Genomic DNA, 24609 nt, shown 5'->3' with positions numbered 1-24609 from the left:
GCCTGTAGTTGGGACGCACATAGGCCACCGAGAATCCGGCCCGGTGGTAGTTGCGGAAGGAGGCGTGGGAGGCCTCTTGGCCCGAAGGTGGATTGGCTGCACGGCGAGGCCGCGAAGGTCGTGGGCCGCGGGCTGATCGCCGATGATCTCCCGGCGGCGCTGCCGGCGGTGCTCCGCCGGCTCTAGCGCCGGTTCGGGGCCCGAAGACGGACGTCACTTTTCTGGTGCGCGCCGTGATCGTCATGCTATAGACCGCGCGCGCTTCGCGCCGTTGTTTCCGGCGAGGGCGTTGCGCCCGGCGCGGGCGTGGTGGAACTGGTAGACACGCGGGATTTAGGTTCCCGTGGCGCAAGCCGTGGGGGTTCGAGCCCCTCCGCCCGCACCAAGCCGGACCTCAAGCCCGCCGCTTCCCGTGACACGTTTTGCGCGGGCGCGCGCTTCTCAGGCGCGGCGCCCCGCACAGACTCTTACAAGAGACCGACGCCATGCAGGTGACGCAAACCCTCGACGAAGGCCTGAAGCGCGAGTTCAAGGTCGTGGTTCCTGCCGCCGATCTCGACAGCCGCGTCAACGAGCGCCTGTCGACGATGAAGGACCGCGTCAACATCAACGGCTTCCGCAAGGGCAAGGTGCCGCTGCCGCACCTCAAGAAGCTCTACGGCAAGGCCGCGATGGCCGAGGTTCTCGAGCAGGTGGTGGCCGACGCCAACCGCCAGATCGTGGACGAGAACGGCTTCCGGCTCGCGATGCAGCCGCAGGTGCGCGTCACCGCCGAGGGCGAGGACGACGAGCAGGCCGCCGTCGAAGGGGTCATGGCCGGCAAGCACGACCTCGCGCTCACCGTTAAGCTCGAGGTGCTGCCCAAGGTCGAGCTCAAGGAGCTCTCCGAGCTCAAGGTCGAGAAGCTGACCGCCGAGGTCACCGGCGCCGAGGTCGACGAGGCGGTCGAGCGGATCGCCAAGCAGAACCGCGGTTTCTCGGCCAAGGAAGAGGGCGCGGCGGCCGCCGAGGGCGACCGCGTGACGATCGACTTCGTCGGCAAGATCGACGGCGAGCCCTTCGAGGGCGGCGCGGCCGAGGATCAGCCGCTCGAGCTCGGTTCCAACACCTTCATCCCCGGCTTCGAGAGCCAGCTGGTCGGCGCCAAGGTCGGCGACGAGAAGGTCGTGACGGTGAAGTTCCCCGACGAGTACGGGGCGCCCCATCTCGCCGGCAAGGAAGCCACCTTCGACGTCACCGTGAAGGGCATCGAGGCGCCGGCGGAGCTCAAGATCGACGACGAGTTCGCCAAGTCGCTCGGGCTCGAGAGCCTGGAGGCCCTCAAGGCCGCGGCGCGCCAGCAGATCGAGACCGAGTACGCCCGCGTGTCGCGCCAGAAGGTCAAGCGCCAGGTGCTCGACGCGCTCGACGCGCAGTATGATTTCGACCTCCCGCCGACCCTGGTGGAGCAGGAGTTCGAGAACGTTTGGCGGCAGGTCTCGACCGACCTTGTCTCCTCCAAGCGCACCTTCGAGGACGAGGGCACGACCGAGGCCGAGGCCGAGGCCGACTACCGCAAGATCGCCGAGCGGCGGGTGCGGCTCGGTCTCGTCCTTGCGGAGCTCGGCGACAAGCACGATGTGAAGGTGACCGAGGACGAGGTTCGCGACGCGTTGATCGCGCGGGCGCGCCAATTCCCTGGTCAAGAGCAGCGGGTTTGGGACTACTATCGCCAGAATCAGGAGGCGATCGCGGAGCTCCGCGCGCCGATCTTCGAGGAGAAGGTCGTCGACGCGATTCTTGCGGGCGCCACCATCGAGGAGCGCTCCGTCAGCAAGGAGGAGCTTCTCGCGGCCGACGAGGACGGCGACAAGGCCGCGGCGTCGGAGTGACCTCCGGCGGAGCGGCCTCCGGGCCGCTCGAACCCGCCTACATGCAAGGGTGACGACGATGCGCGACATGTACGATCAGGCGACGAACTTCCTCATCCCGATGGTCATCGAGCAGACCAACCGGGGCGAGCGCTCGTTCGACATCTATTCCCGCCTGCTCAAGGAGCGCATCATCTTCCTGTCGGGCCCGGTGCAGGACGACATGGCGTCGGTGATCTGCGCCCAGCTGCTGTTCCTCGAGGCCGAGAATCCGAAGAAGGAAATCTCGCTCTACATCAACTCGCCGGGCGGCGTGGTGACGTCGGGCCTCGCGATCTACGACACGATGCAGTACATCCGCCCGCCGGTCGCGACCCTGTGCATGGGTCAGGCGGCGTCGATGGGTTCGCTGCTGCTGACGGCCGGCGAGAAGGGCATGCGCGGCGCGCTGCCGAACGCCCGGATCATGGTCCATCAGCCGTCGGGCGGCTTCCAGGGGCAGGCCTCGGACATCGAGCGCCACGCCGAGGACATCGTCAAAATCAAGCGCCGGCTGAACGAGATCTATGTGAAGCACTGCGGCCGCTCCTATGAGGAGATCGACCGCACGCTCGACCGCGACACCTTCATGACCGCGGACATGGCGCGCGAGTTCGGGCTGATCGACCAGGTGTTCGAGAAGCGCCCGAGCGAAGGCGAGGGCGACCAGAAGGCCGCGTGACGAAAACACATCGTCAGCCATCTTCGGCATTCGGTCGCGGCGGCGGGCTGTTGCTGCGCACGCACAATAGCCTATCATCGCACCACGGCGTTGCGTCGCGCTGGCGGCGTTCCTACGTGACGGCGCCGATTGGTTAAGTTCGGTCGGCATATCACGTCATTGATGGAGCGACGCGACTCAGTGCGGCGACATCGACCCGAAAGGGACTATTGAGATGAGCAAGGTCGGCGGCGGCGACGCCAAGAACACCCTCTACTGCTCCTTCTGCGGCAAAAGCCAGCACGAGGTGCGCAAGCTCATCGCCGGACCCACCGTCTTCATCTGTGACGAGTGCGTCGAGCTGTGCATGGACATCATCCGCGAGGAGAACAAGTCCTCGCTGGTCAAGTCCCGTGACGGCATTCCTACGCCCAAGGAGATCCGCAAGGTGCTCGATGACTATGTCATCGGGCAGGACCACGCCAAGAAAGTGCTCTCGGTCGCGGTCCACAACCACTACAAGCGGCTCAACCACGCGACGAAGCACAACGACGTCGAGCTCGCGAAGTCGAACATCCTGCTGATCGGCCCGACCGGCTGCGGCAAGACGCTGCTCGCGCAGACGCTCGCCCGCATCCTCGACGTGCCGTTCACGATGGCTGACGCCACGACGCTGACCGAGGCCGGCTATGTCGGCGAGGACGTCGAGAACATCATCCTGAAGCTGCTCCAGGCCGCCGACTACAATGTCGAGCGGGCGCAGCGCGGCATCGTCTACATCGACGAGATCGACAAGATCAGCCGCAAGTCGGACAACCCGTCCATCACGCGCGACGTGTCGGGCGAGGGCGTCCAGCAGGCGCTGCTCAAGATCATGGAAGGCACCGTCGCCTCCGTGCCCCCGCAGGGCGGCAGGAAGCACCCGCAGCAGGAGTTCCTTCAGGTCGACACGACCAACATCCTGTTCATCTGCGGCGGCGCGTTCGCCGGGCTCGACAAGATCATCTCCGGCCGCGGCAAGTCGACCTCGATCGGCTTCGGGGCCAAGGTGGCCGCGCCCGACGACCGCAAGACGGGCGAGATCTTCCGCCATGTCGAGCCCGAGGATCTGCTGCGCTTCGGCCTGATCCCGGAATTCGTCGGCCGTCTGCCGGTGCTGGCCACGCTCGAGGATCTCGACGAGGCCGCGCTCAAGACGATCCTGACGGAGCCGAAGAACGCGCTGGTGAAGCAGTACCAGCGGCTGTTCGAGATGGAGAACGTCGAGCTCTCGTTCAACGACGAGGCGCTGTCGGCGATCTCCAAGAAGGCCATCGAGCGCAAGACCGGCGCCCGCGGCCTGCGGTCGATCATGGAGCAGATCCTGCTCGACACGATGTTCGACCTGCCGGGCCTCGAGGGCGTCGAGCAGGTGGTGATCTCGGGCGACGTCGCGGACGGCAAGGGCCGGCCGCTCTACATCTATGCCGATCGCGCCAGCGAGGCGGGCGCCAGCGCCTGACCTCGGCCTTCCTCGGCCGGAACGGTTCACAAAGCGCCCGCGGGTTCTCCCGCGGGCGTTTTCGTTTGTCTCGGCGACGCCTCTGGCCGGCTCCCGCGCGGCGAGACGCCGACGGGCTGCGTCCCGCTAGGACGCGTGGCCGGATCCGCTCCGCGAAGGAGAGGCGGGGCGCCGAAGCCCTGGCGGCGGGTCGTGCTCCCGAGGCGGCGCCGCGCCGCGGCGAAGCGTGCGGAAGGTCTTCTTGACACCCCCCGGGGTGGGGGCCACCTAATCGACAACGCGCTGCGACCTCCGAGTCCGCTTGGTGTTCGGCGCACCCCCCAAGGGCGGACGTCGCGGGGCCAGATGGGCCGCGACAAGTCCGCGCCGCGCAAGGCGCCGCCGTCCTCCCCGGCGCGCGTCACTGAAAGGATCAGAGTATGACCGCCGCCAAATCGCGCGCGCCCGTCAAGCCGGGCGAAGCCGACGTCCATCCAGTGCTGCCGCTGCGCGACATCGTGGTCTTCCCTCACATGATCGTGCCGCTCTTCGTGGGACGCGAGAAATCCATCCGCGCTCTCGAAGAGGTGATGAAGGCGGACAAGCCGATCCTGCTCGCGACCCAGAAGAACGCGACGGACGACGATCCGGCGCCTGACGCGATCTACGAGATCGGAACGCTCGCTTCCGTGCTGCAGCTGCTCAAGCTCCCGGACGGCACCGTGAAGGTGCTGGTCGAGGGGCAGTCGCGCGGCCGCGTCGTCGGCTACACCGAGCGCAAGGAGTTCTTCGAGGCGCGCGTCGAGGCCGTCGAGGACGTGATCGAGAAGCCGGTCGAGGTCGAGGCGCTGGCGCGCTCGGTCGTGTCCGACTTCGAGAACTACGTGAAGCTGAACAAGAAGGTCTCGCCCGAGGTCGTCAGCGCCGTCACGCAGATCGAGGACGCCTCCAAGCTCGCCGATACCATCGCCTCGCACCTCGCGGTCAAAATCCCCGAGAAGCAGTCGGTGCTGGAGCTGCTCGACGTCCTGGAGCGTCTGGAGCGGGTGCTGTCGCTCATGGAGAGCGAGGTCTCGGTCCTCCAGGTCGAGAAGCGCATCCGCACGCGCGTCAAGCGCCAGATGGAGAAGACGCAGCGCGAGTACTACCTGAACGAGCAGATGAAGGCGATCCAGAAGGAGCTCGGCGACGACGAGGGTCGTGACGACCTCGCCGAGCTCGAGGAGCGGATCGCCAAGACCAAGCTCTCCAAGGAAGCCCGCGAGAAGGCCGACGCCGAGTTCAAGAAGCTCCGGCAGATGAGCCCGATGTCCGCGGAGGCGACGGTCGTCCGGAACTATCTGGACTGGCTGCTGTCGATCCCGTGGGGCGTCAAGTCGAAGGTCAAGAAGGACCTGCCGGCGGCCGAGAAGATCCTCGAATCGGATCATTTCGGGCTCGAGAAGGTCAAGGAGCGGATCATCGAGTACCTGGCGGTCCAGAGCCGGGCGAACAAGCTGACCGGCCCGATCCTGTGCCTCGTCGGCCCTCCCGGCGTGGGCAAGACCTCGCTCGCCAAGTCGATCGCCAAGGCGACCGGCCGCGAATATGTGCGCATGTCGCTCGGTGGCGTGCGGGACGAGGCCGAGATCCGCGGTCACCGGCGCACCTATATCGGCTCGATGCCCGGCAAGGTCATCCAGTCGATGAAGAAGGCGAAGAAGGCCAACCCGCTCTTCCTGCTCGACGAGATCGACAAGATGGGCATGGACTTCCGCGGCGATCCGGCTTCGGCGCTGCTGGAGGTGCTCGACCCTGAGCAGAACTCCTCGTTCAACGATCACTATCTCGAGGTCGACTACGACCTCTCGAACGTGATGTTCGTGACGACGGCGAACACGCTGAACATCCCCGGCCCGCTGATGGACCGGATGGAGATCATCCGTATCGCCGGCTACACGGAGGAGGAGAAGCTCGAGATCGCCAAGCGCCACCTCCTGCCGGAGGTGATGAAGAAGCACGGCCTCGGCCCCAAGGAGTTCTCGATCGACGACGCCTCGGTGCTCACCGTCATCCGCCGCTACACGCGGGAGGCGGGCGTGCGCAATCTCGAGCGCGAACTCGCCAACCTTGCCCGCAAGGCGGTGAAGGAGCTCGTCTTCGCCAAGAACAAGAAGAAGACGATCAAGGTCACCGAGGCCAAGGTCGCCGAGTTCCTTGGCGTGCCCCGCTATCGCTACGGCGAGGCGGAGAGCGAGGACCAGGTCGGCGTGGTCACGGGTCTCGCCTGGACGGAGGTCGGCGGCGAACTGCTGACGATCGAAGGCGTCATGATGCCCGGCAAGGGCAAGATGACGGTCACGGGCAACCTGAAGGACGTGATGAAGGAGTCGATTTCCGCCGCCGCGTCCTATGTGCGCAGCCGTGCGGTCGACTTCGGCATCGAGCCGCCGCTGTTCGACCGGCGGGACATCCACGTCCACGTTCCGGAGGGCGCGACCCCGAAGGACGGCCCCTCGGCCGGCGTCGCCATGGCGACCGCGATCGTGTCGGTGATGACCGGCATCCCGGTCCGCAAGGACATCGCTATGACGGGCGAGATCACGCTGCGCGGCCGCGTGCTGCCGATCGGCGGCCTGAAGGAGAAGCTCCTGGCGGCGCTGCGGGGCGGCATCAAGACGGTGCTGATTCCGGAGGAGAACGCCAAGGACCTGGCGGACCTGCCGGGCAGCGTGAAGAGCCGTCTGGAGATCGTCCCCGTGCGGGTGATCGACGAGGTGCTGAGTCGGGCGCTGCTGAAGCGGCCGGAGCCGATCGAGTGGGAGGAGGAGCGCCCTGCGCCGCCGAGGCCCGCGGTCGAAGAGGACGGTTCGGCGATCCGCGCCCACTGACAAAGGGGCGTGCCAATCTGGCACGTCTTCGACGCTCGGTAAGACAAGAAAGGCCCGGGACCCCGTCCCGGGCCTTTTTGGTCGTTTCGACGCGCCAGAAAGGCTCGAATCTCACCGTTTTTTCGGGTTCCATCCCTTGCCACCGCTGCTTTTTCGATCAAGGGTGCGCGCCTCTTTCCGGGGCCGGCGTCACCAGCCGAGTCCCGTCGTCGCTCAATGGAGAGAACGATGAACAAGTCCGATCTGATCGCCGAAGTCGCCGACACGTCCGGCCTCTCGAAGCTGGATGCCGCGAAAGCCGTCGACGCGACCTTCGACGCCGTCATCGCAGCTCTCAAGAAGGGCGAGGAAGTCCGCCTCGTGGGCTTCGGCACCTTCGCGGTGGTGAAGCGCGCCGCCGGCGTCGGCCGCAACCTGCGCACCGGCGAAACCATCAAGATCCCTGAGTCGAACACGCCGAAGTTCAAGGCCGGCCAGGCTCTCAAGGACGCCGTCAACGGCTGATCGAAGCTCGGGCGGGGCGTTCATCAGAGCGTCCCGGCCCGACGCGACCCGCCGTCGCGGCGGGTGCGCAGCATGCGCCCATCGGGCGGTTAGCTCAGCTGGTAGAGCATCTCGTTTACACCGAGAGGGTCGGCGGTTCGAGCCCGTCACCGCCCACCATGGGGCCATGGCGCCCCATGTGCGATGAGGCCGGAAGGTCCGGTCTTTCAACATCTTAGGGCGGCGGCGGCCGCCTTGGGACAAGGACGCAGCAAGCGGCGATGCCCGCTTGACACGCCCAGCCTGGTCCCGTACCAACCGCCGCACGCAACGGGCTCGCCCGTTTCGGGGGTGTAGCTCAGTCGGTTAGAGCGCCGGCCTGTCACGCCGGAGGCCGCGGGTTCGAGTCCCGTCACTCCCGCCATCATCCTCTTGGGGTTGGACAGAGCCCCAAGACGCCGGTTGATACTCATCCCGGCCCGCGGTTGATACTTTTCAACCCGATTTGTTTCCGTCGCGCCGGGTGGCGCGGCCCTTCCTCCGCGCTTCCGCAACGGCCCGCAGGTTCGTCAGCTCCGCTGGGGCGTAGGTCTTGAACAAAGCGTTCGAGCTCGCGATCGTGTTGCCCATCGAATGGGTGAGCTGCTCGGCCGTCGCCCGACCGGCGATCGCCTCCGCGGCTCCTGACCGGCGCATGTCCAGCATCTGTCGTGATTCGCCCGCGCCGAAGAGCGCGGTCCGCACCTCGCGGAAGTCCTCGGCCATGCAGTCCTTCGTGTAAGGGCGAGGCGCCCATGGTCTGCCGCCCCTGGCTGACGCCTCGGCTCCGCGGCTGCGGAACAACTCCGCGTCTGGATGAAGCTCCGCCCCGAGCCCCGCGAGGTAAGCGTCCAGCACCGCGGCCGATCGGCGGCTGATGATCCCGCCGACCGACACATCGGTCTTGCCGCGTCGCGTAACGAACCATGTCGCTCCGTCGGGAGCAGAGCGGCGCTGGCCGGCCCGGAGCGCCCGGACATCGCCTGGTGAGAGCTGGGTGTCCCACATGACAGCCAGGGCCGCCGAGAGCCCGTGGAAGCCCATCCGCCACGCTTGCTTCACGAGGCGGACCGCTTCGCCCTCCGACCAGGTGGAGGATCAGCCGGGCGCTGCGGCGTTCCGCAGGCCGAGCGACGCGTCAGCCTCGCGGGCGCAGTAGCCCATGGCCGCCGCGACCTTCCACAAAGCGCGCCAGATCTTGAGCGCCCGGTGCGCTTCACGCACGCCGGCCGCGTCGAGGATATGCGAGCGCCACAGGTCGATCTGCTCCAGCCGGACGCTTGATGGCCGCACGTCGCCGAAGAACGGCTTGATTCGTTTCCAGCCGCGCCACCAGTCGTCGCGTGTTGCCGGCTTCTTGGCTTTGCCCCACGCATCAAGGCGTCGGTAGCGGGCGAACGCTTCGCCGAGCGAGCCGGCGGGATAAGCGATCGCGCTCTCAACTTGCTCAGGCGTCGTTCGCCCGCCGACCACCGCGCAGGGTGGCGCCTCCTGTCCCGTCCGCGCGCGGCTCCAGCGGTCGGCCCATTCCTTTGCGACCCGCCAGGCCTCGGGCCCGTCAGGGCCGCATGGCACGAGGGCGAAGCCGAGCGCTCGCATGCGCGCCGTCGGCCGCCAGTAGCCGCGGCCCTTGATCACCACGTAGTAGGGGATCTTCACGCTACCCACGCCGCGCCGCCTCGAGCCGGGCCATTACGACGTCGTCAGCGTCGCGCGCCTGGTTCGTGGCGGTCAAGGAGGAGGCGAAGAGGTGCGGGTTTCGGCGGCGGCGCCAGGCGTCGATCGCCTCAAGGTCATAGAGGCCGGTCGTCGGATCGGGCTGCGGAAAGCCGCGCGACAGCAGCTTCGGCAGGTGCGCTGCGAAGTCCTCTAACGACAGCCCCATCCGGCGCGCTGCTTTCTCGGGCGAGACGTCCCCTGGATCCACGCGATAGCGGAGCGCTGCGCGCACGCCCGTCATCCCCTGAACAGCTCGGTCAGCGGCGCGACGTCGCCTTGGGCCCCGCGATCACGCCCGCGGATCGGGTTCCGGGTGGCATCGGTCCATTCGATCTTGCTGCCGTCGCTCATCGCGACCTTCTCCGCTGGCGAAGACCGTGCTCGAGCTTCGCCACCGCCATGACGGCCGGCTTCAGCTCGTCGGGCGCCTCGTCGTAGGCGACGCGCGTCTTGTGCCGGCCGCCGTTGAGCCGGGGCAACATGGCCCGCGGGATCGCCTCCCAGTTGGAGAGGTCGGTGTTGGCCTTGTCGCCGTCGAGGCACTTCAGGCAGTAGCCATCAGTCAGAGGCCCGTTCGCCTGCTCCCAAAGATACCTGTGTTTCAGGACCGGCCTGGTGGGGGCTCCCGTCCACGGATTCTGCTCATCGATGATCATGACGACATAGCCGTCCTTGCCGTCGATCCGCTCGTGACCGGCACCGCGATAGGTGTGGGGAACGCCGCCGCTCTTGAACTGAGTCCGGCGTGCGTTGGGGTGGTTTCCGCCTTTTCCCGGCGCGCACCTCTTGCCCTTGTTGGCGGGCTCTCCTCCTTTTTCGAACTGGCCCGTCCGGCCGGTCTTCCAGCCTCGGCGCTTTCGGAGCGCGTGCAGGTGCCCCGCAGTCACGTCGGCGCGGTCGAAGGCTGCCGTGAAGGCGCGGTGATAGTCGCTGATCACCATCCCACGGTTGGCCTCAAGCCAAGCGATCTCCCTGGCGCTGTAGAGGATCCTGCGGCCCTTCATGACGGCTTCCCGTCGATCGCGGGGGCGGGAAGGTACGGGACAGGATCCACCCCGCCGTCGAAGGCGATCTTGGCCGCTTGGATCTGCAGCGCGGCGTTGCGAATGATCTGGTCGGCGATCGAGACCATGGCCTCGCTGCGCTTGGCCTCGTGCGCGATGGCCCCGGGGCTGAGATCCTCGTCGGAAAGCCGTTCCATCTGGGCGAACAAGTGATTGTTCAGGTCGGACAGGCGGTTCTTCATCAGCGCCTCCGGTCGGGCTGTTCGCAGCGCCAGCGCTGCGGTTGCGGGATGAGCTCGGGATGGTCGCCGGAGAACTCGGCGATCGCGGCCGGGGCTCCGAGGAGACAGGCCGTCGGGGCGGTGGCCGCCATCTGCAGCCGCTCCTCACGGCAGTCGGCGGGCTGTGCCGCCAGGCAGACGAGCAGGACGAGGTCCATCAGCCGGCGTCCTCCGCGGCTGGCGCGTCGCGCTCGATCGGCTGGGCGACTGCGTCAAAGGAGCGGTCGATCGCGTCCCGTGCCTTCATGCCGGCGTCGCGCAGGCCCGCCGGCCAGTCGGTGATCTGCTTGGGCGTCATGACTTCCGCGCCTCCCGGCGCTTGCTGTTCGGGAAGGGGCGGCTGGGGATGCGCGACTTCCGCGGACGCGCCTGGCCGGGCTCCTTCGCGAGGATCCGGCGCTGCATCTCTTCCTGAGATGCCGAGAGACGGCGGGCCTTCGCGGCCTCGAAGACGTCGGAGCCGAGCGTGGTCGCGGTCTTCTCGGCGCCGACCTTGCGCCCGCAGGTCTTCTGCAGATGCTGGCGGGCGCGGATTGGTCGGATCGCGCGCCAGTCGTTCGCCGGCGGGACGGGTTCGCCGGCCTCTGCGTCCACCAGGCGCAGCGCGAGGGCCGGGGCGTGGTCCCACTGGATCGCGCCGGGCGCTTCGATCTCATCCTCAGAGAACCCGGCGGCTGCGAGCGCGGCCTTCAGCTTCACGCTGAGGGGGATCGTCTTGCGGTGGCCGCGGGCGATCGTCATGCGGCCCTCGCTTGGTCGGCGAGGAAGTCGTCCACGTTCTGCTGGTGGACGGTGAAGGTGTAGGCGGCCACCCAGGGGTTGGCGGCCCATGAGCTGGGGCCGTTGATGCTGTCCCAGAGCGTGCGGTAGCTCTCGCGGGGGGCGGCCCAATGGGTCTGGCCCTTCGGCTGGGAGGCGTAGCAGAGCCACGCCGTTCCCGTGTCATCGGGCTCGATGCCCTCCGCCCGGGCGTCGTCCTCGCTGATCTCCTGAAGCCGCTGCACGCGGACATCGGTGACGAGGAGGGGCAGGCGGGAGGCCCAGCGCGGCATGTGGATCGACGCAACGTTGTACGACGCGCCCCCGGCGGGGCCTTCCTTGCCCGACGGCCACTCTGCGTCGGGGTCGAGGTCAGGCGACATTCCGAGCAGGCTGTTTCGCCCCGCGCGGTACCAGACCCACTGGTCGCAGGTACCCTTGTCGAACCGTGTGGTCGCCTCCCTGACCCAGAGCAAGTCGCCGCCGGCGATCCCCGGCAGAGAGCCCTTCGCGCAGAGCTCGTGATTTTCGAGCGCCCATTCCAGAGACTGCCAGCCCATGAAGCCGGTCCACACGCCGGCTCCGTCAGCGGATTGGCGATAGCGCCTCTGGTCGCGGATCGCCCTCCGCGTCTGGGTCTTCGTGCCCGCGAGCAGCGCCCGCACCATCGGCGCGGAGAACAGGATCGGTCGGACGCTCATGCCGCACGCTCTGCGGCCTGCTCGCCGTCGCGCTTGAAGACGACGCCGTGCTGTGCACCGAAGGCGCTCACCAGCTCCATCATGTCCGACATCTCCTCCCTCGAGAGGTCGGAGGTCGATCGGCCAAGGTTCACGAAGCCGGTCCCGTCGATGTTCGGGACCATGCGGAGCTCGCGCTTCAGCGCGTCGAGGAAGATGAACTTCCAGTCGTCGACAGGAAGCTTCACGCCGTGCCATGGAACGTGCCGCGCGACTTCGGTCAGCATGGCGTGCAGCCGGGCGTTCTGCGGCAGCGTGCGCTTTGCGGCCTTGATCTCGACACGGGCGCCAAGCGGAAGCTGGCCGGCCATCCGGGCGAGGTCCGCCCGGTCCTTGTCGGACTGGATGATCAGGGTGGCGCGGCTCATTCCGCGAGCCTCGCCTCATGGCGATCGAACGCCGCCCGCACCTCCGCGAGATCGCCCGGGAACGCTGACTCGCTCTCCGGTGCGATGACGCACTCCCAAAGCTCGCGGAGCGCCTCCAAGTACGCGCACCCTGCCATTCGCTGCTCGCAATCGGCGACCCAGGCCTGCGGATCGGATTCCGCGCGCGAGCCGTGCCCCTCCCGCGGGCCGGGGGCAGGCGCCACGATCTCCGCGAGGCGCGAGTTCGCCGCTTCCTGAGCCTTCGCGCGCATATCCGATGGCAATTTTCGGCGGTCGGCTTCGGTTTCAGTCCAGGCGGCGTCCAACGCTTCCTTGGTGCTGGACGAGACGAGGCGGCGGATCACCGACTGCAGGATCTCGCCGAAGGTCGGCGCCACTGCAGGGGGTGAGGGCGGTTCCATCGAAGCTGCAGGTGTCGGCGTTGCGAGGCGCGCCGTCTCAGGCGATGGAGGCGAGGGCGGTGAAGGCGGCGGCACGTCATTGTGCTCGCGCATGTCGTCCGCCTCCTCGCGGACATACATCCCGCCGAGCACGTCGGCGAAGCCATCGCGCAGCGCGAAGGCGCGCGCCCGCATCTGAAGCATGCGGTCCGGGTACTGCTTCCAAGGCCCGGCCTTGTCCCACAGGCCAGCCCGCTTCGCGTCGGCGACCGAGAAGCGGCCTGAGATCGTCTCGGGATCTCCCTTGCGCTTCGTCTCGCAGATCGCGACGCGCTGGTCTCCCTGACCGTCGATCCGCTCGCGGACCCATTCGCAGAGGCCGGACGCCCTCACGAGGCCCATGGCTGCGTCGCCCCAGATCGTCGCGCGGCCGTTCACCACCGCGATCCTCTGCATGGCGGCCATCGGGGTGAGGCCGACCTCGAGCCCCTGCATAATCGCGATCATCGCCTTCGCCGGGCTGTTAAGCCCGCTCGGCGCCATGCCTGCTTCGCAGACGGCCGTCGCGAGGCGATAAGCCTCGTCCATGCTCGTCGGGACGATGGCGACGGGACGCGCGCCGGCGACGAGCGCGGGGCGCGGGTTCTGGATCGTGGCGACGGCGTTCACGCGGCGCGCTCCTCGGTCCGGCGTTCCGTCCCAGGGACCTCGGCACCGGCCTTCACGTCTCGAGCGGCGAGGCGGCCGATGAGCTCGACGAGGTCTGGATTGCGCGCGGCGACGTAGTAGCCGGCTGCCGCAGCGAAGTCGGAGACGATGACCTTCGTCTCGGTGCGAAGCGCGATGCGTGCGCCCGTGCGGCCGGCGCTGGCGTTCTTTGCGACGGCAGCTTGGTCTGCGGCCGCAGCCTGGCGCTCGAGCTCGGCGATCCGGGCCTTCTCCGCTTCGTCGTCCGCGGCCGCGCGCCGTGCCGCGGCTTCGGCTTCCTCGCGGATCCGGCGCGCCTCCTCGGCAGCCCTGCGGGCACGCTCCTCCTCAGCGCGCTTCTGCGCGATTAGGAACGGCTCGGCGTGGCGCTTGAGCTTGGCGGACAGCGCTTTGGCGTCATCGACGATGGGCTTCCACTTCGCGTCGACCGCGCGGCCGGCTTCGAGGTGAGGCTCCTTCTCGGCAACGCGGGCTTTCTCGGCCTTGCTGGCGAGCTCGCCGACGCGCTTGGACCAGATGGCCGTCTTGTCGACGCCCGCCTGATCCTCGATCGGCTTGGCGAGCAGCTCGGCAGCGATCTCGGCTTCGCCAGCGAGCTCCGCGCGGATGACTTCGGCAGGATCTCCGGACGCGCTGTTATGGCCGATGCCGGCCTCCGGGGCCGCGGGGGGCTCATCGGCCCAACCTTCGCCGGCGACGGCGCGGTCGTATGCCTCCTTGCTGATCGGATGGCGGCAAGCCCAGGTCCAGATGTCGATCGCGTTGACCTGCTTGCCGGTGCGCAGGGCGATCCACCCGTCGGCCGCGGCGTCGTCGCGCCAGATCGCGACGGGCTCCCACGGGCCATTCTTGCCGCGGCGGACGCGGAAGAAGCCGGACTGCGGCACGCCGTCGTGAATCGGTCCGAAGGTGCCCAGGAGCGCCGCGGACCACCATTCCCAAGACTGCTGAGTGCTCATGCTCACGCGCTCCTGCCTTCGCCGACGACGCGCACGGCGCGCGGCGGGGCTTTGGCCCGGTCGGATTTGTGGGTGCGGTCGATCGTGCCGCTCGCGGTCGGTGCGAGCTGGGGAGACGTCAGGGAGACGGCCCAGGCGGCGATGGCGGCCGCGGCGACGATCGTCGCGATGGTGAGGAGGAGGGGCTTCAAGGGCGCGCCTCCTGCTTCGCGCGCTGTGCGGCCGCGGCGCGGAGGTTCGCGTCGCGCTTGAGCGCCCGCTGACGGTCGGCGGAGAACTGCGCGTCCGCCTTCGCGCGGACCTCTTCTTCGGTGGCACCGGTGAAGCGGATCGAAAGCATCTCGATCCGTTCGGCGCCCTGCTTGTCGCGCCGGCGAATGGTCGGGACACCGCTGAAGGCGACGCCATCCGGGACCGGGCCGGAGACGTGACGGAAGATCGCGAGCTCGAACATCAAGCCGCCTCCGGACCGCTGCCGGCCGGCGTGCCGGGAACCCGCGGCACGAGGCGGGGCGGCGTTCCGTGCAGGAAGGCGAGCGTGTCGGCACGCGGCGCCGGGCTGACCGGCACCGGGTCGCCTTCTGCGTCGATCGCCGCCAGCGCCGCATTGGCCTGCTCGATGACGCGCTCGGCGGCCTTCTTCGCTTCGATGGCGGCTTCGCGGGAGCCTTCGAGGCTCCAGGCGCCGAAGCGGCAGTAGGTGGTGTCGCGCTGGTAGGCGTAGATCGGCCCGGCCGCGTTCGCGAGGTCGTTTACCGCGCCGCCGATCGTGCCCAGAGGTTGAGGAGCTGGTCTCCGATGCGTGTCGTGTCCATGGGCGTCACGCTCCGCAGGCGACCGCGACGGCGAGCACCGCGGCGATGAAGAGGGAAAGGGCGAGGAAGTCGGCGAGGGCGCGCGCGAGGGGCATCACGCTTGCTCCCTTGAGCGGTCGAGCTTGACCTTGCGAATGTGGGCGCCGGCGTTCTTCGCCTTGGCGGTGAAGGCCCTGCGCGCGAGCTCGGCGGTCGCGGCGTGGATCAGCTCAGAGTCGCTCGCACCATCGCGGTCGACGAAGTGAATGCGGAAGGGGTGCGGAGCGGCCGACATCAGCGCGCCTCCGCTTTCGCGAGCGCCGCCAGGGTCGCCTCGTAGTCCGCCAGGGACTTATCAAGCGCCGGCCCGGTGACCTCCTGAGCCTGCAGATGCCCGAGGTGCGAGCTGACGTAGCCGGAGGCGATCGTGAGGGCGGCGACCAGATCGTCATGGGCGTTGTAAGCCGCGACAGCGCGCTACGCCGTCGCCAGGGCTTCATCGAACGACTGCCCGACCGTGGCCAATCCGCTGTGGAAGAACTCAGCGATATCGTCGTTATTCCGCCCGCCGACGATGATCGACTGGTCCTCCGACACGAAGAGAACTTCGAGCGGCGGGGGAGTGTGCGGCGCGCTCATGCCGCCACCCGCTGCGCGGCCACGCCCTCGCTGCTCGCGCGGTGCAGCTCCAGGCACGGCGAAGCCGATGGCATCCCGCAGGCTTCGCGCACCAGCTCGTCGTAGAGGTTCAGCTCGAAGTGGCGCGGGTTGCCTGTGACGCGGTCGTATGCCTGCAGGTCGAGCAGCGCGAGGAGCCGGGCATCGCGGTCGAGCAGGTGCATTTCGAATGGGCCGACGGCGACAACGGCCGCGTGCTCGCCTTCGAGCGGGACATCGGCCGCGTTCGGCTCATCGTGCCGGACTGGTACTCCCAGCGCCGCCGCGCAAGCGTGGAGGGCGGCGAAGAGACGTGGGGCGGCGACGGAACCAACCCGCCCGGCTCGTTCGACCAGATTTCGTGGACCTATGCGGCGATGGCCGCAGCGGCTACCGCCGGCCAGAAGCTCGTCATTCTGGGCGTTTCGCCGACCTGGGCGACCAATTTCTATGAAAGCCTCCAGTCGGGCTTTGGCGGCTCGTTAAAGCGGCTCTGCGACGCCATCTCGGCGCTCGATGTCGGGCTTCTTCTGTGGGTAGGCGACGCACATCACAGCGCCGTCGATGACGGATCGCATGGCGATCTGTCCTCCGATCTTAACCTGCGGATCGCCAACATCATGGCGAGCCCGCTGTTCAACACGCCCAGCTCGCGCGGCGGCGACTTTAGCTGGCTCTCGACGGCGGACACGAGGGTTCTCAACCTGTCGTCCCAGACGTGCATCTTCGACGTCATCGACAATGGCGGGACGACTTCCGCTGGCAGGCGCGGATCATCGGCGCCCCGATCGACCCGGTGACGTTCGCTCCGACCGTGCTGCGGACGGTTGCGTCCGATGACAAGATCGTCGGCCTCGGCTTTTCCGATTACACGACGATCGTCGCCTCGGCGACCGCCGGACTCCCGGTGTTCAAGGACTGGATCGGCGACGGAGGGGCCTATGGCGCGACGGTCACGACCCCGGCCGGAGCCGTCCTGGTTTCGGTAAACCCCAACGCCAAATTTGGACACGCGCCGATCGCGGACGCAGCCGGCGCGACCGTCACCGCGACGATCTCGGCCCCAACACGCGGCGTCATTCGGGACGCCGCCGGTGAGGCCGTCACGTCGCAGTCCGTCACGGTGAACGTGCTCAACGTCTTGCCCGAGACGGCCGCCTATCTGACGGAGATCCTCAAGCTCGGCGGCGCGCTGCCGGACAGCACGCGCATTGCTCTGCTCGACGGCCGCATCCAAGTGCTCAAGACGGCCGGACTCTGGGACAAAATCGTCAGGATGGGCGTGCTCGCGGCTCATACCGAGGTCGCGGCGCTGATCGACTTTCGCCGGCCTCGCGGGGCGAAAATCCTCAAGGTCAAGACACCTGTTTTTACCGTCAACAAGGGCTTTGCGGGCGTCACCGCGAGCCTGAGCTATCTGAACACGCAGTTCCAGTCTGGCTGGGGCTTCACCGCCACGGCCGGCTATGGGGCCGTCTACCACCCGACCAGCGTCCCCTCGTCAAACTCATCGATGGGCAACGGGACGCTTCAGATCAACCCGCTCAACACGCAGAGCGAAGCCCGTCTGCGGTGCTGCTCGAACACGACGATTGGCGTTCAGCAGACGGACGGCTCCGGCCTGCACTCGGTCAACCGCAACAACCCGCTCAGCTTCCGCTACCGCCGGAACAAGACCGCCGTCGCCACCGTTGGCGACGACACGAGCGGCGAGGCCCCGTCCGATGACCTGATCCCCGACGCGCTCGCGCCGGCTTACGCTGGCGTCGGTCAGAGCCCGATGTTGCTCTGCGGCTGGGCCGCGGCCGGCGGAGACCCGCAGGTCACCCAACGTCAGACCCCGCTTTACGTCGTCGGCGACGGCACCTGGAACGACGCCGACAGCGACGCCTTCTTCGACATCATGGTCACGGGGTATCTGACCGTGATCGGGGCGGCGTGACGCCTACCGCCTGACCTGCCGCCCGCCCGCCCGCCTTCGGGCGCCTGTTTCGTGCTCGGTCGCTGCCCGCCAATGGTCGCGCCTAAGACGTTCGTTGAATGAGAGCGTGTTCGCTGATCGTACATGTGCCACCGAAGGAGCTTAGCTGGCTAGAAAGTATGCAGGCGGGGTGGTATTGCTCTCCTCCTTGGCCTTGGGGGGACGCGCATCGATGCCCGTGATTTTCGGCAACCCAGAGTTGGACGGCGGCCTCTTGAGAATTCCGGTGACGACCGAAGGCGTCGCGGGGCTGAAGTCGGGCACTGTCAAGGTCCGATACAACGATGTCGACGTTGGGCGTGTGCCCGAATCAATCCTGATGATGCCGGCCCTAGGCGGGTTCCTGACCGCGGCGCTGGCTTTGGGTGAGAAGGTCGTCGTTCCATCGGTCGACAGCGTGTTCGCGTCGGCGGTCGACGACTTGGCGAAGGCGTGGAAGCGCATTTATCCGACTTTCCAATCGGAAAAATTCGAGCTGATCGGCCCTCGCATCTCTAGTATTTCGCCTGCCGCAAATGGCGACCTTCTGCTGTATTCCGGCGGCGTCGATGCAGTCGCGAGCCTTGTCAAGAACCGATCGGCGGTGGCCGGGCTGTTCTCCGTCTGGGGAGCGGACGTAAAGGTCAACAACGAGGGGCTCTGGAGGCAGCTTCAATCAGTTGTCCAGCAGACGGAGGCGGTCCACGGCCTACCGCTGACCACGGCTCGCACCAACGTCCGATCGCTGATCGACGGCAGGACACTCGTCCGTCGTTTTGTAGGCGACGCCTCTCAGACGTGGTGGATGAAGGCCCAGCATGGGATAGCCCTGCTCGCTCTCGGAGCGCCGGTCTGCTATGCGGGGGGCTACTCTCGCCTCCTGATCGCGAGCTCTCACTCCGCCGCTTTCAGCGAGCCATGGGGGAGCAATCCAGTCACTGACGAGATGGTCAAGTTCGCAAACACGACCTGTCACCACGACAGCTACGAGGTCACCCGGCAGGAGAAGATCGGCCGCTACATAGCGCCGGAGATCAAGAGCGGTCGGGCGGTGAGCCTCGCCGTCTGCTACAAGTCCTCCAGAGGCGGCGACAGCATCAATTGCTGCAAGTGTGAGAAGTGCTTCCGCACGGCAAGCGCCCTGATCGCCTGTGGCGTTGAGCCTGATGTCGCCGGCCTTCCGGTGAAACTCGAGAAGTTGGAAGAGTGGAAGGATCTGCTCGTCTCCGGGCGCCCGATGTCCGAGAACGAGCAGTATATGTGGTCTGACGTTCAGGTCGCTGCGCGAGAGGCTGTCCGGAACGGCACGCATGGCGGCAGATATGCTGATTATCTGACGTGGCTGGCGGAGCATCCGTTCAATCGCCAGCCTGAACCGGAGACGGCAGCAAGCTACGGCTGACCCGACGCAGGTTTCTTACCCCCCAGCCCCGCCACCGAGCGGGGCTTTTCACATCCGCCACCAGCCGCCTCCGGGCGGCTTTTTCTTCGGCAGCCTTATCGCTTAAGGCGTCGCGCTCGGCTTATCGGCCGAAAGCACAACCGCATAAGCATTTCCAGATATGAGCGACGTTCGGGGGGCTCAGTCCGCGCCCGTGTTTCCCGATCGCGTTCCCCTCGAGGGGCGGGAGGCCGAAGCGCTTTTGACGGTGAAGTAGCGGCGCCACGCCTTCCTGCGCCCGCAGGCGGTGGAAGAGCCTGCTGACGAACGGAAGCCGGCTGAAAAGGCTTGATCAGGCGACCGACGGGCTGATCGTCTTGTGGATACGCGAAATCTAGGGACGGGAGCGGCGGCCTGACCTTCGCCTCGACGTGTCGCAGCCGCAGTATTTCGCTGACGGCGTCCCTCAACGTCTCAGCGACCAGTCGGGGTTTGACCTGACGTTCATTTGGCTCTCTGACGCCGTCGAAGTCCCGCGCGATGTCGTATAGTCGGGTGATCAAGTCTGGCGCGTTTGTCATCTAAGTCCGGGGGCGATTTTGCTGAGCCGCCTACCGTAATCAGTTGATCATTATGATCAAGCCGTAACGGGGTAGTCCTCCATCGCCTTCGAGCGGATTCCTGTTCTCAGCCCGACGCCGACGCGGAACCCTCCGGGCCTCTCCGCTCTTTGGCCGCGATGAACTCGACGGCCAAAGCCAAGCTCGCTGAGATCGAGCGACGGATCGACGAACTCACCGCTCTGCTGGTCAGGTCACTCGACGACATAGCGAAGGCAGAGCGGCAAGGCGACGACGGCACGCCCCACCTTCGCCGGAGCCTTGTTCTGCAGGGCACTATCAGCGCCCTTCACGGCGAAGCTGACGGGCTCAGACGGGCGATGACCAAGACCGGCTGAGCGACGCCCCTTCAGCAAGATCCGCCACCAGCCGCCACCGGACCGCCTTTTCTTTGCCCGCCCGATGAAACCCACGGGCCTAGTCGCTATCTGGCCGTGATGGAGCTGACCGCCAAAGTGAAGCTCGCCGAGATCGAGCGGCGGATCGTTGAGCTAGGCGGCCTTCTGGATCAGGAGGTCGACGCCGCCGCTCAGCGGCCGGGCGACGGCGCGGTCCATCTTCGCCGCGCCGTTGTCGTACAAGCGACCATCAACTCGCTTCACGATGAAGTTGACGCGCTGCGACGGTTGGTCCGCAAAACCGCCGGACATTGACGCTCTTCACGACTGATCGCCACCAGCCGCCTTCGGGCGGCTTTCGCCTGTTCGACGCTGTGAAGACCCGGCGCCGGGTTTGGCGACGGCGCCGGGCCCGACCGCGCGGGGCCCATGGGTTCCCGCAAGATCGAGCGGAAATCAGCAACAGCGGGCGGCCGAACGTCAAGCGGTCGCGGCCCGCCTCAAACAAGCGTTTAGCCCCAGCAGACGGCCCTTGCGCCGGGCTTTTTCTTTGCCGCAAGAGCGAACTAGCCCCTGCTCGGGCGGCCCGACGCCGGGTTGGAGCTCGGCGCCGGGCCTAACCGCGCGACCTTTACGGTCCCCCGCGCGGCTCCTGAACCGTCGCGCCACCAGCAACCAGCGTCAACCTGCCCGCCTTGAGCGGGCTTTTTCATGCCCGGAGCACAGACATGGACACCCGCGAGATCCAGACGCGGCTGAAGACGCTCGGCTACTTCCTGGGCACGAGCGGCCCGGCGAAAGACGGCGTCGACGGCGACTTCGGCGGCAAGAGCCAGGCGGCGACCATCGCCGCCCTCGACGAGCTCCTGTCGCTCAAGCCCTCGACCAGCGCGCCGAAGCCCGCGCAGCCCACCACCACCGCCGCCGTTCCGACCGCGTGGATGCCCGCCGCCAAGATGGATCGCATCATCGTCCACTGGACGGCAGGCAACCATAAGGCGAGCGCGCTCGACAAGGAGCACTACAACCTCCTGATCGAGGCGAATGGCGGCGTGGTTCGGGGTAAGCCGTCGATCGACCTAAACGACCGAGGCGGCGCGAAAGCCGGCTACGCCGCGCACACGCTGAACTGCAACACCGGCTCGATCGGCGTGTCGCTCTGCTGCATGGCGGGCGCCGTCGAGAGCCCGTTCAAAGCCGGCTCGGCGCCCATGACTCGCGAGCAGTGGGATGAGCTGCCGCACGTCCTCGCCGCGCTTTGCCGGCGCTACGGCATCCCCGGACGCCGAAGACCGTGCTGTCTCACGCCGAGGTTCAGGGGACGCTCGGCATCAAGCAGAAGGGCAAGTGGGACATCGCCAGGCTGGCCTTCGATCCCTCGATCGTCGGCGCGAAGGCTTGCGGCGACATCTTCCGCTCGCGGACCGCAGCGCTGCTCGGCTGACCTCCCGCGCCCGGCCGGCTGCCGAGCATCCTCCTCCGGAGACATCTCATGAATTTGCTTTCACGGGCGGCCGCCTGCGGCCTGCTCGCGCTTTCGCTCGCCGCGTGCTCGGCGGCGCAGCAGGCGGCCTTTGACGCCGTGACTGCTCGCGGCGTGGACATCGCCTGCGCGAACCTGCCGCGCGCCGAGCTGCTCTACGCCGCCGCCCTGGTGTCCGGCCAGGCGCGGCCGTCGAAGAGGATCAGTGGCGCGTTCGCCACCGTGAAAAGCGGCTGCGCGGCGCGGGCCGCCGGCGCGGACGTCACCGGCGTCGCGGCCTCGATGCTGCTCGCCTACGTCGCGATCAAGACAGAGGTGCCGCAGGTCGAGCCGCTGCCGGCCGGGCTAGAGCGCAGCATCGTCCTGAAGCGGGGAGCCTGACCGATGGCCGATCCCATCACGAAGGACGTCATCCGCGACGTCGTCACCAAGGCGGCCGCGAGCAGCGCCAGCCCGGCCGAAGTCGCGCGGGAGGTGCTCTCCGAGCCGACCATCGCCAAGGCGACCAGGCCCATCTCCCGCGTCGCGTCCGAGACCCTGCAGGGCATCACCGCGGCCGGCATCGCCCAGGTGCTGAGCCTCACGGGCGCCACCAAGAGCCTCGTCATCATCGCGGGATGGTTCGGGCAGTCGTGGAACGCGGACGAGGTGTCGACCGTGCTGACCACGGTGCTGACCGTCGCCGGGCTCGCATGGGCTTGGTACGGGCGCGAGACCACCACTAGGCCGCTAGCCTGACGCAAACGAGGGCCAAGGCCGGCTGGGACCCGACCCTGACCCTCTGACCACCGAAGCTCTGGGGGAGCCCGATGGCTGAGCTGACAATGGCGGCGCCGCGTAAACGGTGCGTTTCGGATCGGGCGAGTGATGGCAGATGATAACGAAGCTGCGCCCATGCCTTTCACCGCATCGGAGGCTGAGATCGTGAAGCAAGCCATAGAGGGCTTCCGAACGGAGATGGCCGGCGTGAACGCCACGCTGGCGTCGATCATGAGGCGCGATCGAGAGTCGCCGCCGGTGAACCCGCAAATGACGTGGTTCCAGCGCTACGGCCCGGCCGCTATGGGAATCGCGGGCGGCATCATCGCCGTGCTCCTGACGTGGAGCCTGAACTCGGTGTCGACGGCGAACACGACCCTCGCCAGGCAGCTCGAGACGATGAATGCCGCCATCACCGAGAACAAGAACCAGGGGGCGAACAACGCCGCCTATGTCGGGCGCGTCGATGGGAGCGTTCAGCAGCTAACGCAGCGGCTGGAGTCAGGGCAGGCGCAGCGGATCGAGAACGATCGCCAGCAGTTCGAGAAGATGGCGGGCATCGACAGCCGGATCGCCGTCTTGTCGACCAAGCAGGACGTGATGAACGCCACGCTCGAGCGCCTCCTCCGGAAGCTGGAGGACGGCCGGCGCGGCGACCCCCCTTTTGGCGAAAACCAGATCTGGCCGTACCCGACCCCGGAACCTCCGTTCGTCCTAAGAGCCCGGAGCGAGCGCCGCGGATGGAGCCCCGTCGTTGAGGGTCGAGGCTAGCCCAAGCGCCACCAGATAAGCGCCGCGAGCGCGAATGGCGCACCTATCCCGAACACGGTCGCGAGGATCGGCCATGGATCCTCGTCATGGTCGCCGTGGCCGCGGCCGTCCTTCCTCATCGTTGTTCTCATTTCGTTCTCATGGAATCCATCTTTCCTGAAGATGGAGATGGGCCATGACGGACGCCGCAGAGCGGCTTGAGGATGAGAGCTTAGGCGCGCGCGAAGCGGCGGTCGAAGAGGCGATTCGGGCGGCCGGCGGCGATCCGCGCGCGGCGGTCTGGGCGCTGCTGGTGCAACTGGCTGAGCGCGAGGAGGCGAGGGCGCTGGCGCACAGCCGGATCTCGCTGGGTTATCGGCGCGGCCGCCAGCCGCCGCGGCAGCTCCCGTGACCGTCGAGACGCTCGGCGAAGCCTGGCACGCCGGCTGGCGCGTGAAGGCGCGCTGCGCGCACGGCAAGCGCGACGGAATGAAGTCGATCCGGGAGTGCCATCGCGAGTACGAGCTCGAGATGGAGACTCTCGTCTGGACCCGGGGCGCCGGGCTTCCCCTGCGCGATCTTGCGGGCCGGCTCCGTTGCCCAGCGTGCCGGTCGCTGAAGGTCGCTGTCGCCTTCATGCCGCCCCCGATCAGGGACGACGGCGGCGGCCGCGCGCCCTCGCCACGCGAGGACATGGCGGCGCTGCCGCATCGGGTCGAGCTCTACCGCGCCGGCGGGACGCTGGATCGCATGATCGCCGCCTCAGCAGACAGCGACATCGCCCGCGCGGCCTTCCATGCCGCGATCGAGGTTCTGAAGCTGAAGGAGGGGCAGCAGCTCGTGCTTCGGCGCTTTGGGCAGCTGGTCGCGCAGCATCCGGAGCCTGAGGCCTCGACGGAGGCGCCGGCTGCGGTGAACGCGGAGATCGAACGGGGTCCGCGCTCACCTGCCGAAGGGTCGCAAGCGGGTCTTTAAGTGAGCCGTCCGTCGCGGCAGACTGCGCCGATGTGCTGGTGTGGACGGCCCCTCATCCCAGCGGCTTGATAGTGCTTCGGCGCTTCAGCCAGATGAGAGGAGCATCCAGTGAACATTCCCGTCCGCATTGGCATGGACACCTCTAAGTCGGTGTTCCAGCTCCACGCGTCGGTGAGACGGAAGCCGTGGTTGTCCGCCGGCAGTTCCGGCGGAGCGAGATGATCCGTTACTTCGAGCGGCTTCCGCCGGCGCTCGTCGCCATCGAGTCCTGTGGCAGCTCGCATCACTGGGCGCGGCTGCTTCAGTCGTTCGGCCATGAGGTGAGGCTGATCCCGCCGCAGTACGTGAAGCCTTACGTGAAGCGCGGCAAGAACGATGCTGCCGATGCGGAGGCGCTGTGCGAGTGAACCGCTCCGGATTCTCCGGAGGCCGCTTCGTTTGAGTCACGCCGCGATAGCCGGCTCGCTCAGCATTGCGTAATAGCGCTCTTCTGCTTCGGCTGGCGGGATGTTGCCGATGGGTTCGAGCAGC

At 67.5% G+C, this 24609-nt stretch carries 34 protein-coding genes, 3 tRNA genes and 1 pseudogene; 20 read left to right on the top strand and 18 right to left on the bottom strand.

Annotated elements, in window-relative coordinates:
- The first annotated feature begins 300 nt into the window (after positions 1-300).
- The 8 genes from ACIKT0_RS01775 to ACIKT0_RS01740 all read left to right on the top strand — a co-directional run bounded on the left by ACIKT0_RS01775 (position 301) and on the right by ACIKT0_RS01740 (position 7807).
- Positions 301-385, top strand: a tRNA-Leu gene (locus ACIKT0_RS01775).
- 100 nt (positions 386-485) lie between these two features.
- Positions 486-1871 (top strand): trigger factor, encoded by a 1386-nt coding sequence (gene tig, locus ACIKT0_RS01770; protein WP_407103705.1) that lies wholly within the window; start codon positions 486-488, stop codon positions 1869-1871.
- A 67-nt stretch (positions 1872-1938) separates the two neighbouring features.
- Complete coding sequence (gene clpP, locus ACIKT0_RS01765; RefSeq protein WP_183396413.1) at positions 1939-2571, top strand: ATP-dependent Clp endopeptidase proteolytic subunit ClpP; 633 nt, start codon at positions 1939-1941, stop codon at positions 2569-2571.
- 214 nt (positions 2572-2785) lie between these two features.
- Positions 2786-4051 (top strand): ATP-dependent Clp protease ATP-binding subunit ClpX, encoded by a 1266-nt coding sequence (gene clpX, locus ACIKT0_RS01760; RefSeq protein WP_183396271.1) that lies wholly within the window; start codon positions 2786-2788, stop codon positions 4049-4051.
- 419 nt (positions 4052-4470) lie between these two features.
- Positions 4471-6900: an endopeptidase La gene (lon, locus tag ACIKT0_RS01755; RefSeq protein WP_407103704.1), complete on the top strand. Its 2430-nt coding sequence runs from the start codon at positions 4471-4473 to the stop codon at positions 6898-6900.
- A 228-nt stretch (positions 6901-7128) separates the two neighbouring features.
- Complete coding sequence (locus tag ACIKT0_RS01750) at positions 7129-7404, top strand: HU family DNA-binding protein (protein ID WP_325446743.1); 276 nt, start codon at positions 7129-7131, stop codon at positions 7402-7404.
- Positions 7405-7487: 83 nt separating this feature from the next.
- Positions 7488-7563, top strand: a tRNA-Val gene (locus ACIKT0_RS01745).
- Between the two features lie 167 nt (positions 7564-7730).
- Positions 7731-7807 (top strand) — tRNA-Asp (locus ACIKT0_RS01740).
- 71 nt (positions 7808-7878) lie between these two features.
- On the opposite strand, the gene ACIKT0_RS01735 is transcribed toward ACIKT0_RS01740, so the two are convergent.
- From ACIKT0_RS01735 to ACIKT0_RS01655, 17 genes are all read right to left on the bottom strand, one after another.
- Positions 7879-8484, bottom strand: coding sequence for a hypothetical protein (locus ACIKT0_RS01735; RefSeq protein ID WP_407103703.1), 606 nt, complete (start codon positions 8482-8484; stop codon positions 7879-7881).
- A 36-nt stretch (positions 8485-8520) separates the two neighbouring features.
- Entirely contained in the window at positions 8521-9090 is a 570-nt protein-coding gene (locus ACIKT0_RS01730) for a hypothetical protein (RefSeq protein WP_407103702.1), read from the bottom strand.
- Positions 9083-9373 (bottom strand): hypothetical protein, encoded by a 291-nt coding sequence (locus ACIKT0_RS01725; RefSeq protein ID WP_407103701.1) that lies wholly within the window; start codon positions 9371-9373, stop codon positions 9083-9085. Before ACIKT0_RS01725 ends, ACIKT0_RS01730 begins: the two co-directional genes overlap by 8 nt.
- Before the next feature lie 115 nt (positions 9374-9488).
- Positions 9489-10145 carry an HNH endonuclease gene (locus ACIKT0_RS01720; RefSeq protein WP_407103700.1) on the bottom strand — a complete coding sequence of 219 codons (657 nt, stop codon included), beginning with the start codon at positions 10143-10145 and terminating at the stop codon, positions 9489-9491.
- On the bottom strand, positions 10142-10387 hold the full coding sequence (locus ACIKT0_RS01715; RefSeq protein WP_407103699.1) for a hypothetical protein: 246 nt from the start codon (positions 10385-10387) through the stop codon (positions 10142-10144). The genes ACIKT0_RS01720 and ACIKT0_RS01715 overlap by 4 nt, the downstream gene beginning before the upstream one ends.
- Entirely contained in the window at positions 10387-10584 is a 198-nt protein-coding gene (locus ACIKT0_RS01710; protein ID WP_407103698.1) for a hypothetical protein, read from the bottom strand. The genes ACIKT0_RS01715 and ACIKT0_RS01710 overlap by 1 nt, the downstream gene beginning before the upstream one ends.
- The gene (locus ACIKT0_RS01705) at positions 10584-10724 is read right to left on the bottom strand and encodes a hypothetical protein (RefSeq protein ID WP_407103697.1); all 141 of its coding nucleotides are present in this window, start codon (positions 10722-10724) and stop codon (positions 10584-10586) included. The genes ACIKT0_RS01710 and ACIKT0_RS01705 overlap by 1 nt, the downstream gene beginning before the upstream one ends.
- Positions 10721-11167 (bottom strand): hypothetical protein, encoded by a 447-nt coding sequence (locus ACIKT0_RS01700; RefSeq protein ID WP_407103696.1) that lies wholly within the window; start codon positions 11165-11167, stop codon positions 10721-10723. The genes ACIKT0_RS01705 and ACIKT0_RS01700 overlap by 4 nt, the downstream gene beginning before the upstream one ends.
- Complete coding sequence (locus ACIKT0_RS01695; RefSeq protein WP_407103695.1) at positions 11164-11886, bottom strand: hypothetical protein; 723 nt, start codon at positions 11884-11886, stop codon at positions 11164-11166. Before ACIKT0_RS01695 ends, ACIKT0_RS01700 begins: the two co-directional genes overlap by 4 nt.
- Positions 11883-12293 carry a recombination protein NinB gene (locus ACIKT0_RS01690; protein WP_407103694.1) on the bottom strand — a complete coding sequence of 137 codons (411 nt, stop codon included), beginning with the start codon at positions 12291-12293 and terminating at the stop codon, positions 11883-11885. The genes ACIKT0_RS01695 and ACIKT0_RS01690 overlap by 4 nt, the downstream gene beginning before the upstream one ends.
- Entirely contained in the window at positions 12290-13363 is a 1074-nt protein-coding gene (locus ACIKT0_RS01685) for a recombinase family protein (protein WP_407103693.1), read from the bottom strand. The genes ACIKT0_RS01690 and ACIKT0_RS01685 overlap by 4 nt, the downstream gene beginning before the upstream one ends.
- Complete coding sequence (locus tag ACIKT0_RS01680; RefSeq protein WP_407103692.1) at positions 13360-14361, bottom strand: hypothetical protein; 1002 nt, start codon at positions 14359-14361, stop codon at positions 13360-13362. The genes ACIKT0_RS01685 and ACIKT0_RS01680 overlap by 4 nt, the downstream gene beginning before the upstream one ends.
- 2 nt (positions 14362-14363) lie before the next feature.
- Positions 14364-14552 (bottom strand): hypothetical protein, encoded by a 189-nt coding sequence (locus ACIKT0_RS01675; RefSeq protein ID WP_407103691.1) that lies wholly within the window; start codon positions 14550-14552, stop codon positions 14364-14366.
- Complete coding sequence (locus ACIKT0_RS01670; RefSeq protein ID WP_407103690.1) at positions 14549-14815, bottom strand: hypothetical protein; 267 nt, start codon at positions 14813-14815, stop codon at positions 14549-14551. The genes ACIKT0_RS01675 and ACIKT0_RS01670 overlap by 4 nt, the downstream gene beginning before the upstream one ends.
- 455 nt (positions 14816-15270) lie before the next feature.
- A complete protein-coding gene (locus tag ACIKT0_RS01665) occupies positions 15271-15450 on the bottom strand; it encodes a hypothetical protein (protein ID WP_407103689.1) in 180 nt (59 codons plus the stop codon).
- Between the two features lie 182 nt (positions 15451-15632).
- Positions 15633-15794, bottom strand: a complete 162-nt coding sequence (locus tag ACIKT0_RS01660) for a hypothetical protein (RefSeq protein ID WP_407103688.1) — start codon at positions 15792-15794, stop codon at positions 15633-15635.
- Positions 15791-15997 (bottom strand): hypothetical protein, encoded by a 207-nt coding sequence (locus ACIKT0_RS01655; RefSeq protein ID WP_407103687.1) that lies wholly within the window; start codon positions 15995-15997, stop codon positions 15791-15793. The genes ACIKT0_RS01660 and ACIKT0_RS01655 overlap by 4 nt, the downstream gene beginning before the upstream one ends.
- On the opposite strand from ACIKT0_RS01655, the gene ACIKT0_RS01650 reads away from it, so the two are divergent.
- The 9 genes from ACIKT0_RS01650 to ACIKT0_RS01610 all read left to right on the top strand — a co-directional run bounded on the left by ACIKT0_RS01650 (position 15992) and on the right by ACIKT0_RS01610 (position 23124).
- Positions 15992-16612 carry a hypothetical protein gene (locus ACIKT0_RS01650; RefSeq protein WP_407103686.1) on the top strand — a complete coding sequence of 207 codons (621 nt, stop codon included), beginning with the start codon at positions 15992-15994 and terminating at the stop codon, positions 16610-16612. The two genes, ACIKT0_RS01655 and ACIKT0_RS01650, sit on opposite strands and share 6 nt — an antisense overlap.
- A complete protein-coding gene (locus ACIKT0_RS01645; protein ID WP_407103685.1) occupies positions 16609-17754 on the top strand; it encodes a hypothetical protein in 1146 nt (381 codons plus the stop codon). The genes ACIKT0_RS01650 and ACIKT0_RS01645 overlap by 4 nt, the downstream gene beginning before the upstream one ends.
- Before the next feature lie 211 nt (positions 17755-17965).
- Positions 17966-19174 carry a hypothetical protein gene (locus ACIKT0_RS01640; protein WP_407103684.1) on the top strand — a complete coding sequence of 403 codons (1209 nt, stop codon included), beginning with the start codon at positions 17966-17968 and terminating at the stop codon, positions 19172-19174.
- A 718-nt stretch (positions 19175-19892) separates the two neighbouring features.
- On the top strand, positions 19893-20111 hold the full coding sequence (locus ACIKT0_RS01635; protein ID WP_407103683.1) for a hypothetical protein: 219 nt from the start codon (positions 19893-19895) through the stop codon (positions 20109-20111).
- A gap of 99 nt (positions 20112-20210) precedes the next feature.
- Positions 20211-20426 (top strand): hypothetical protein, encoded by a 216-nt coding sequence (locus ACIKT0_RS01630; protein ID WP_407103682.1) that lies wholly within the window; start codon positions 20211-20213, stop codon positions 20424-20426.
- A 413-nt stretch (positions 20427-20839) separates the two neighbouring features.
- Positions 20840-21607, top strand: a complete 768-nt coding sequence (locus tag ACIKT0_RS01625) for a peptidoglycan recognition protein family protein (RefSeq protein ID WP_407103681.1) — start codon at positions 20840-20842, stop codon at positions 21605-21607.
- Complete coding sequence (locus tag ACIKT0_RS01620) at positions 21604-21975, top strand: hypothetical protein (RefSeq protein ID WP_407103680.1); 372 nt, start codon at positions 21604-21606, stop codon at positions 21973-21975. The genes ACIKT0_RS01625 and ACIKT0_RS01620 overlap by 4 nt, the downstream gene beginning before the upstream one ends.
- 3 nt (positions 21976-21978) lie before the next feature.
- Complete coding sequence (locus tag ACIKT0_RS01615) at positions 21979-22332, top strand: hypothetical protein (RefSeq protein ID WP_407103679.1); 354 nt, start codon at positions 21979-21981, stop codon at positions 22330-22332.
- A 186-nt stretch (positions 22333-22518) separates the two neighbouring features.
- On the top strand, positions 22519-23124 hold the full coding sequence (locus ACIKT0_RS01610; RefSeq protein ID WP_407103678.1) for a hypothetical protein: 606 nt from the start codon (positions 22519-22521) through the stop codon (positions 23122-23124).
- Here ACIKT0_RS01610 and ACIKT0_RS01605 read toward each other — a convergent pair.
- On the bottom strand, positions 23121-23243 hold the full coding sequence (locus ACIKT0_RS01605) for a hypothetical protein (RefSeq protein ID WP_407103677.1): 123 nt from the start codon (positions 23241-23243) through the stop codon (positions 23121-23123). The two genes, ACIKT0_RS01610 and ACIKT0_RS01605, sit on opposite strands and share 4 nt — an antisense overlap.
- Positions 23244-23299: 56 nt before the next feature.
- Between ACIKT0_RS01605 and ACIKT0_RS01600 the strand changes: the two genes are divergently transcribed.
- The 3 genes and pseudogenes from ACIKT0_RS01600 to ACIKT0_RS01590 form a co-directional block, all read left to right on the top strand.
- Positions 23300-23515, top strand: coding sequence for a hypothetical protein (locus ACIKT0_RS01600; RefSeq protein WP_407103676.1), 216 nt, complete (start codon positions 23300-23302; stop codon positions 23513-23515).
- Positions 23512-24078, top strand: coding sequence for a hypothetical protein (locus ACIKT0_RS01595; protein ID WP_407103675.1), 567 nt, complete (start codon positions 23512-23514; stop codon positions 24076-24078). Before ACIKT0_RS01600 ends, ACIKT0_RS01595 begins: the two co-directional genes overlap by 4 nt.
- 132 nt (positions 24079-24210) lie before the next feature.
- A pseudogene (locus ACIKT0_RS01590) lies at positions 24211-24482 on the top strand (IS110 family transposase); the annotation flags it as partial.
- Between the last annotated feature and the right edge of the window lie 127 nt (positions 24483-24609).

The organism is Hansschlegelia beijingensis, assembly GCF_045505405.1.
Taxonomy (GTDB): domain Bacteria; phylum Pseudomonadota; class Alphaproteobacteria; order Rhizobiales; family Methylopilaceae; genus Methylopila; species Methylopila beijingensis_A.
This window is presented reverse-complemented; position numbering and strand designations above follow the sequence as displayed.

Bases quoted from the DNA above. Each gene is read 5' to 3' on its own strand.
- tig (WP_407103705.1), top strand. From the start codon at position 486: ATGCAGGTGACGCAAACCCTCGACGAAGGCCTGAAGCGCGAGTTCAAG.
- clpP (WP_183396413.1), top strand. From the start codon at position 1,939: ATGTACGATCAGGCGACGAACTTCCTCATCCCGATGGTCATCGAGCAG.
- clpX (WP_183396271.1), top strand. From the start codon at position 2,786: ATGAGCAAGGTCGGCGGCGGCGACGCCAAGAACACCCTCTACTGCTCC.
- lon (WP_407103704.1), top strand. From the start codon at position 4,471: ATGACCGCCGCCAAATCGCGCGCGCCCGTCAAGCCGGGCGAAGCCGAC.
- ACIKT0_RS01750 (WP_325446743.1), top strand. From the start codon at position 7,129: ATGAACAAGTCCGATCTGATCGCCGAAGTCGCCGACACGTCCGGCCTC.
- ACIKT0_RS01720 (WP_407103700.1), bottom strand. From the start codon at position 10,145: ATGAAGGGCCGCAGGATCCTCTACAGCGCCAGGGAGATCGCTTGGCTT.
- ACIKT0_RS01715 (WP_407103699.1), bottom strand. From the start codon at position 10,387: ATGAAGAACCGCCTGTCCGACCTGAACAATCACTTGTTCGCCCAGATG.
- ACIKT0_RS01710 (WP_407103698.1), bottom strand. From the start codon at position 10,584: ATGGACCTCGTCCTGCTCGTCTGCCTGGCGGCACAGCCCGCCGACTGC.
- ACIKT0_RS01705 (WP_407103697.1), bottom strand. From the start codon at position 10,724: ATGACGCCCAAGCAGATCACCGACTGGCCGGCGGGCCTGCGCGACGCC.
- ACIKT0_RS01700 (WP_407103696.1), bottom strand. From the start codon at position 11,167: ATGACGATCGCCCGCGGCCACCGCAAGACGATCCCCCTCAGCGTGAAG.
- ACIKT0_RS01695 (WP_407103695.1), bottom strand. From the start codon at position 11,886: ATGAGCGTCCGACCGATCCTGTTCTCCGCGCCGATGGTGCGGGCGCTG.
- ACIKT0_RS01690 (WP_407103694.1), bottom strand. From the start codon at position 12,293: ATGAGCCGCGCCACCCTGATCATCCAGTCCGACAAGGACCGGGCGGAC.
- ACIKT0_RS01680 (WP_407103692.1), bottom strand. From the start codon at position 14,361: ATGAGCACTCAGCAGTCTTGGGAATGGTGGTCCGCGGCGCTCCTGGGC.
- ACIKT0_RS01670 (WP_407103690.1), bottom strand. From the start codon at position 14,815: ATGTTCGAGCTCGCGATCTTCCGTCACGTCTCCGGCCCGGTCCCGGAT.
- ACIKT0_RS01665 (WP_407103689.1), bottom strand. From the start codon at position 15,450: ATGTCGGCCGCTCCGCACCCCTTCCGCATTCACTTCGTCGACCGCGAT.
- ACIKT0_RS01660 (WP_407103688.1), bottom strand. From the start codon at position 15,794: ATGAGCGCGCCGCACACTCCCCCGCCGCTCGAAGTTCTCTTCGTGTCG.
- ACIKT0_RS01655 (WP_407103687.1), bottom strand. From the start codon at position 15,997: ATGCACCTGCTCGACCGCGATGCCCGGCTCCTCGCGCTGCTCGACCTG.
- ACIKT0_RS01640 (WP_407103684.1), top strand. From the start codon at position 17,966: ATGCCCGTGATTTTCGGCAACCCAGAGTTGGACGGCGGCCTCTTGAGA.
- ACIKT0_RS01635 (WP_407103683.1), top strand. From the start codon at position 19,893: ATGAACTCGACGGCCAAAGCCAAGCTCGCTGAGATCGAGCGACGGATC.
- ACIKT0_RS01630 (WP_407103682.1), top strand. From the start codon at position 20,211: ATGGAGCTGACCGCCAAAGTGAAGCTCGCCGAGATCGAGCGGCGGATC.
- ACIKT0_RS01625 (WP_407103681.1), top strand. From the start codon at position 20,840: ATGGACACCCGCGAGATCCAGACGCGGCTGAAGACGCTCGGCTACTTC.
- ACIKT0_RS01620 (WP_407103680.1), top strand. From the start codon at position 21,604: ATGAATTTGCTTTCACGGGCGGCCGCCTGCGGCCTGCTCGCGCTTTCG.
- ACIKT0_RS01615 (WP_407103679.1), top strand. From the start codon at position 21,979: ATGGCCGATCCCATCACGAAGGACGTCATCCGCGACGTCGTCACCAAG.
- ACIKT0_RS01605 (WP_407103677.1), bottom strand. From the start codon at position 23,243: ATGAGGAAGGACGGCCGCGGCCACGGCGACCATGACGAGGATCCATGG.
- ACIKT0_RS01600 (WP_407103676.1), top strand. From the start codon at position 23,300: ATGACGGACGCCGCAGAGCGGCTTGAGGATGAGAGCTTAGGCGCGCGC.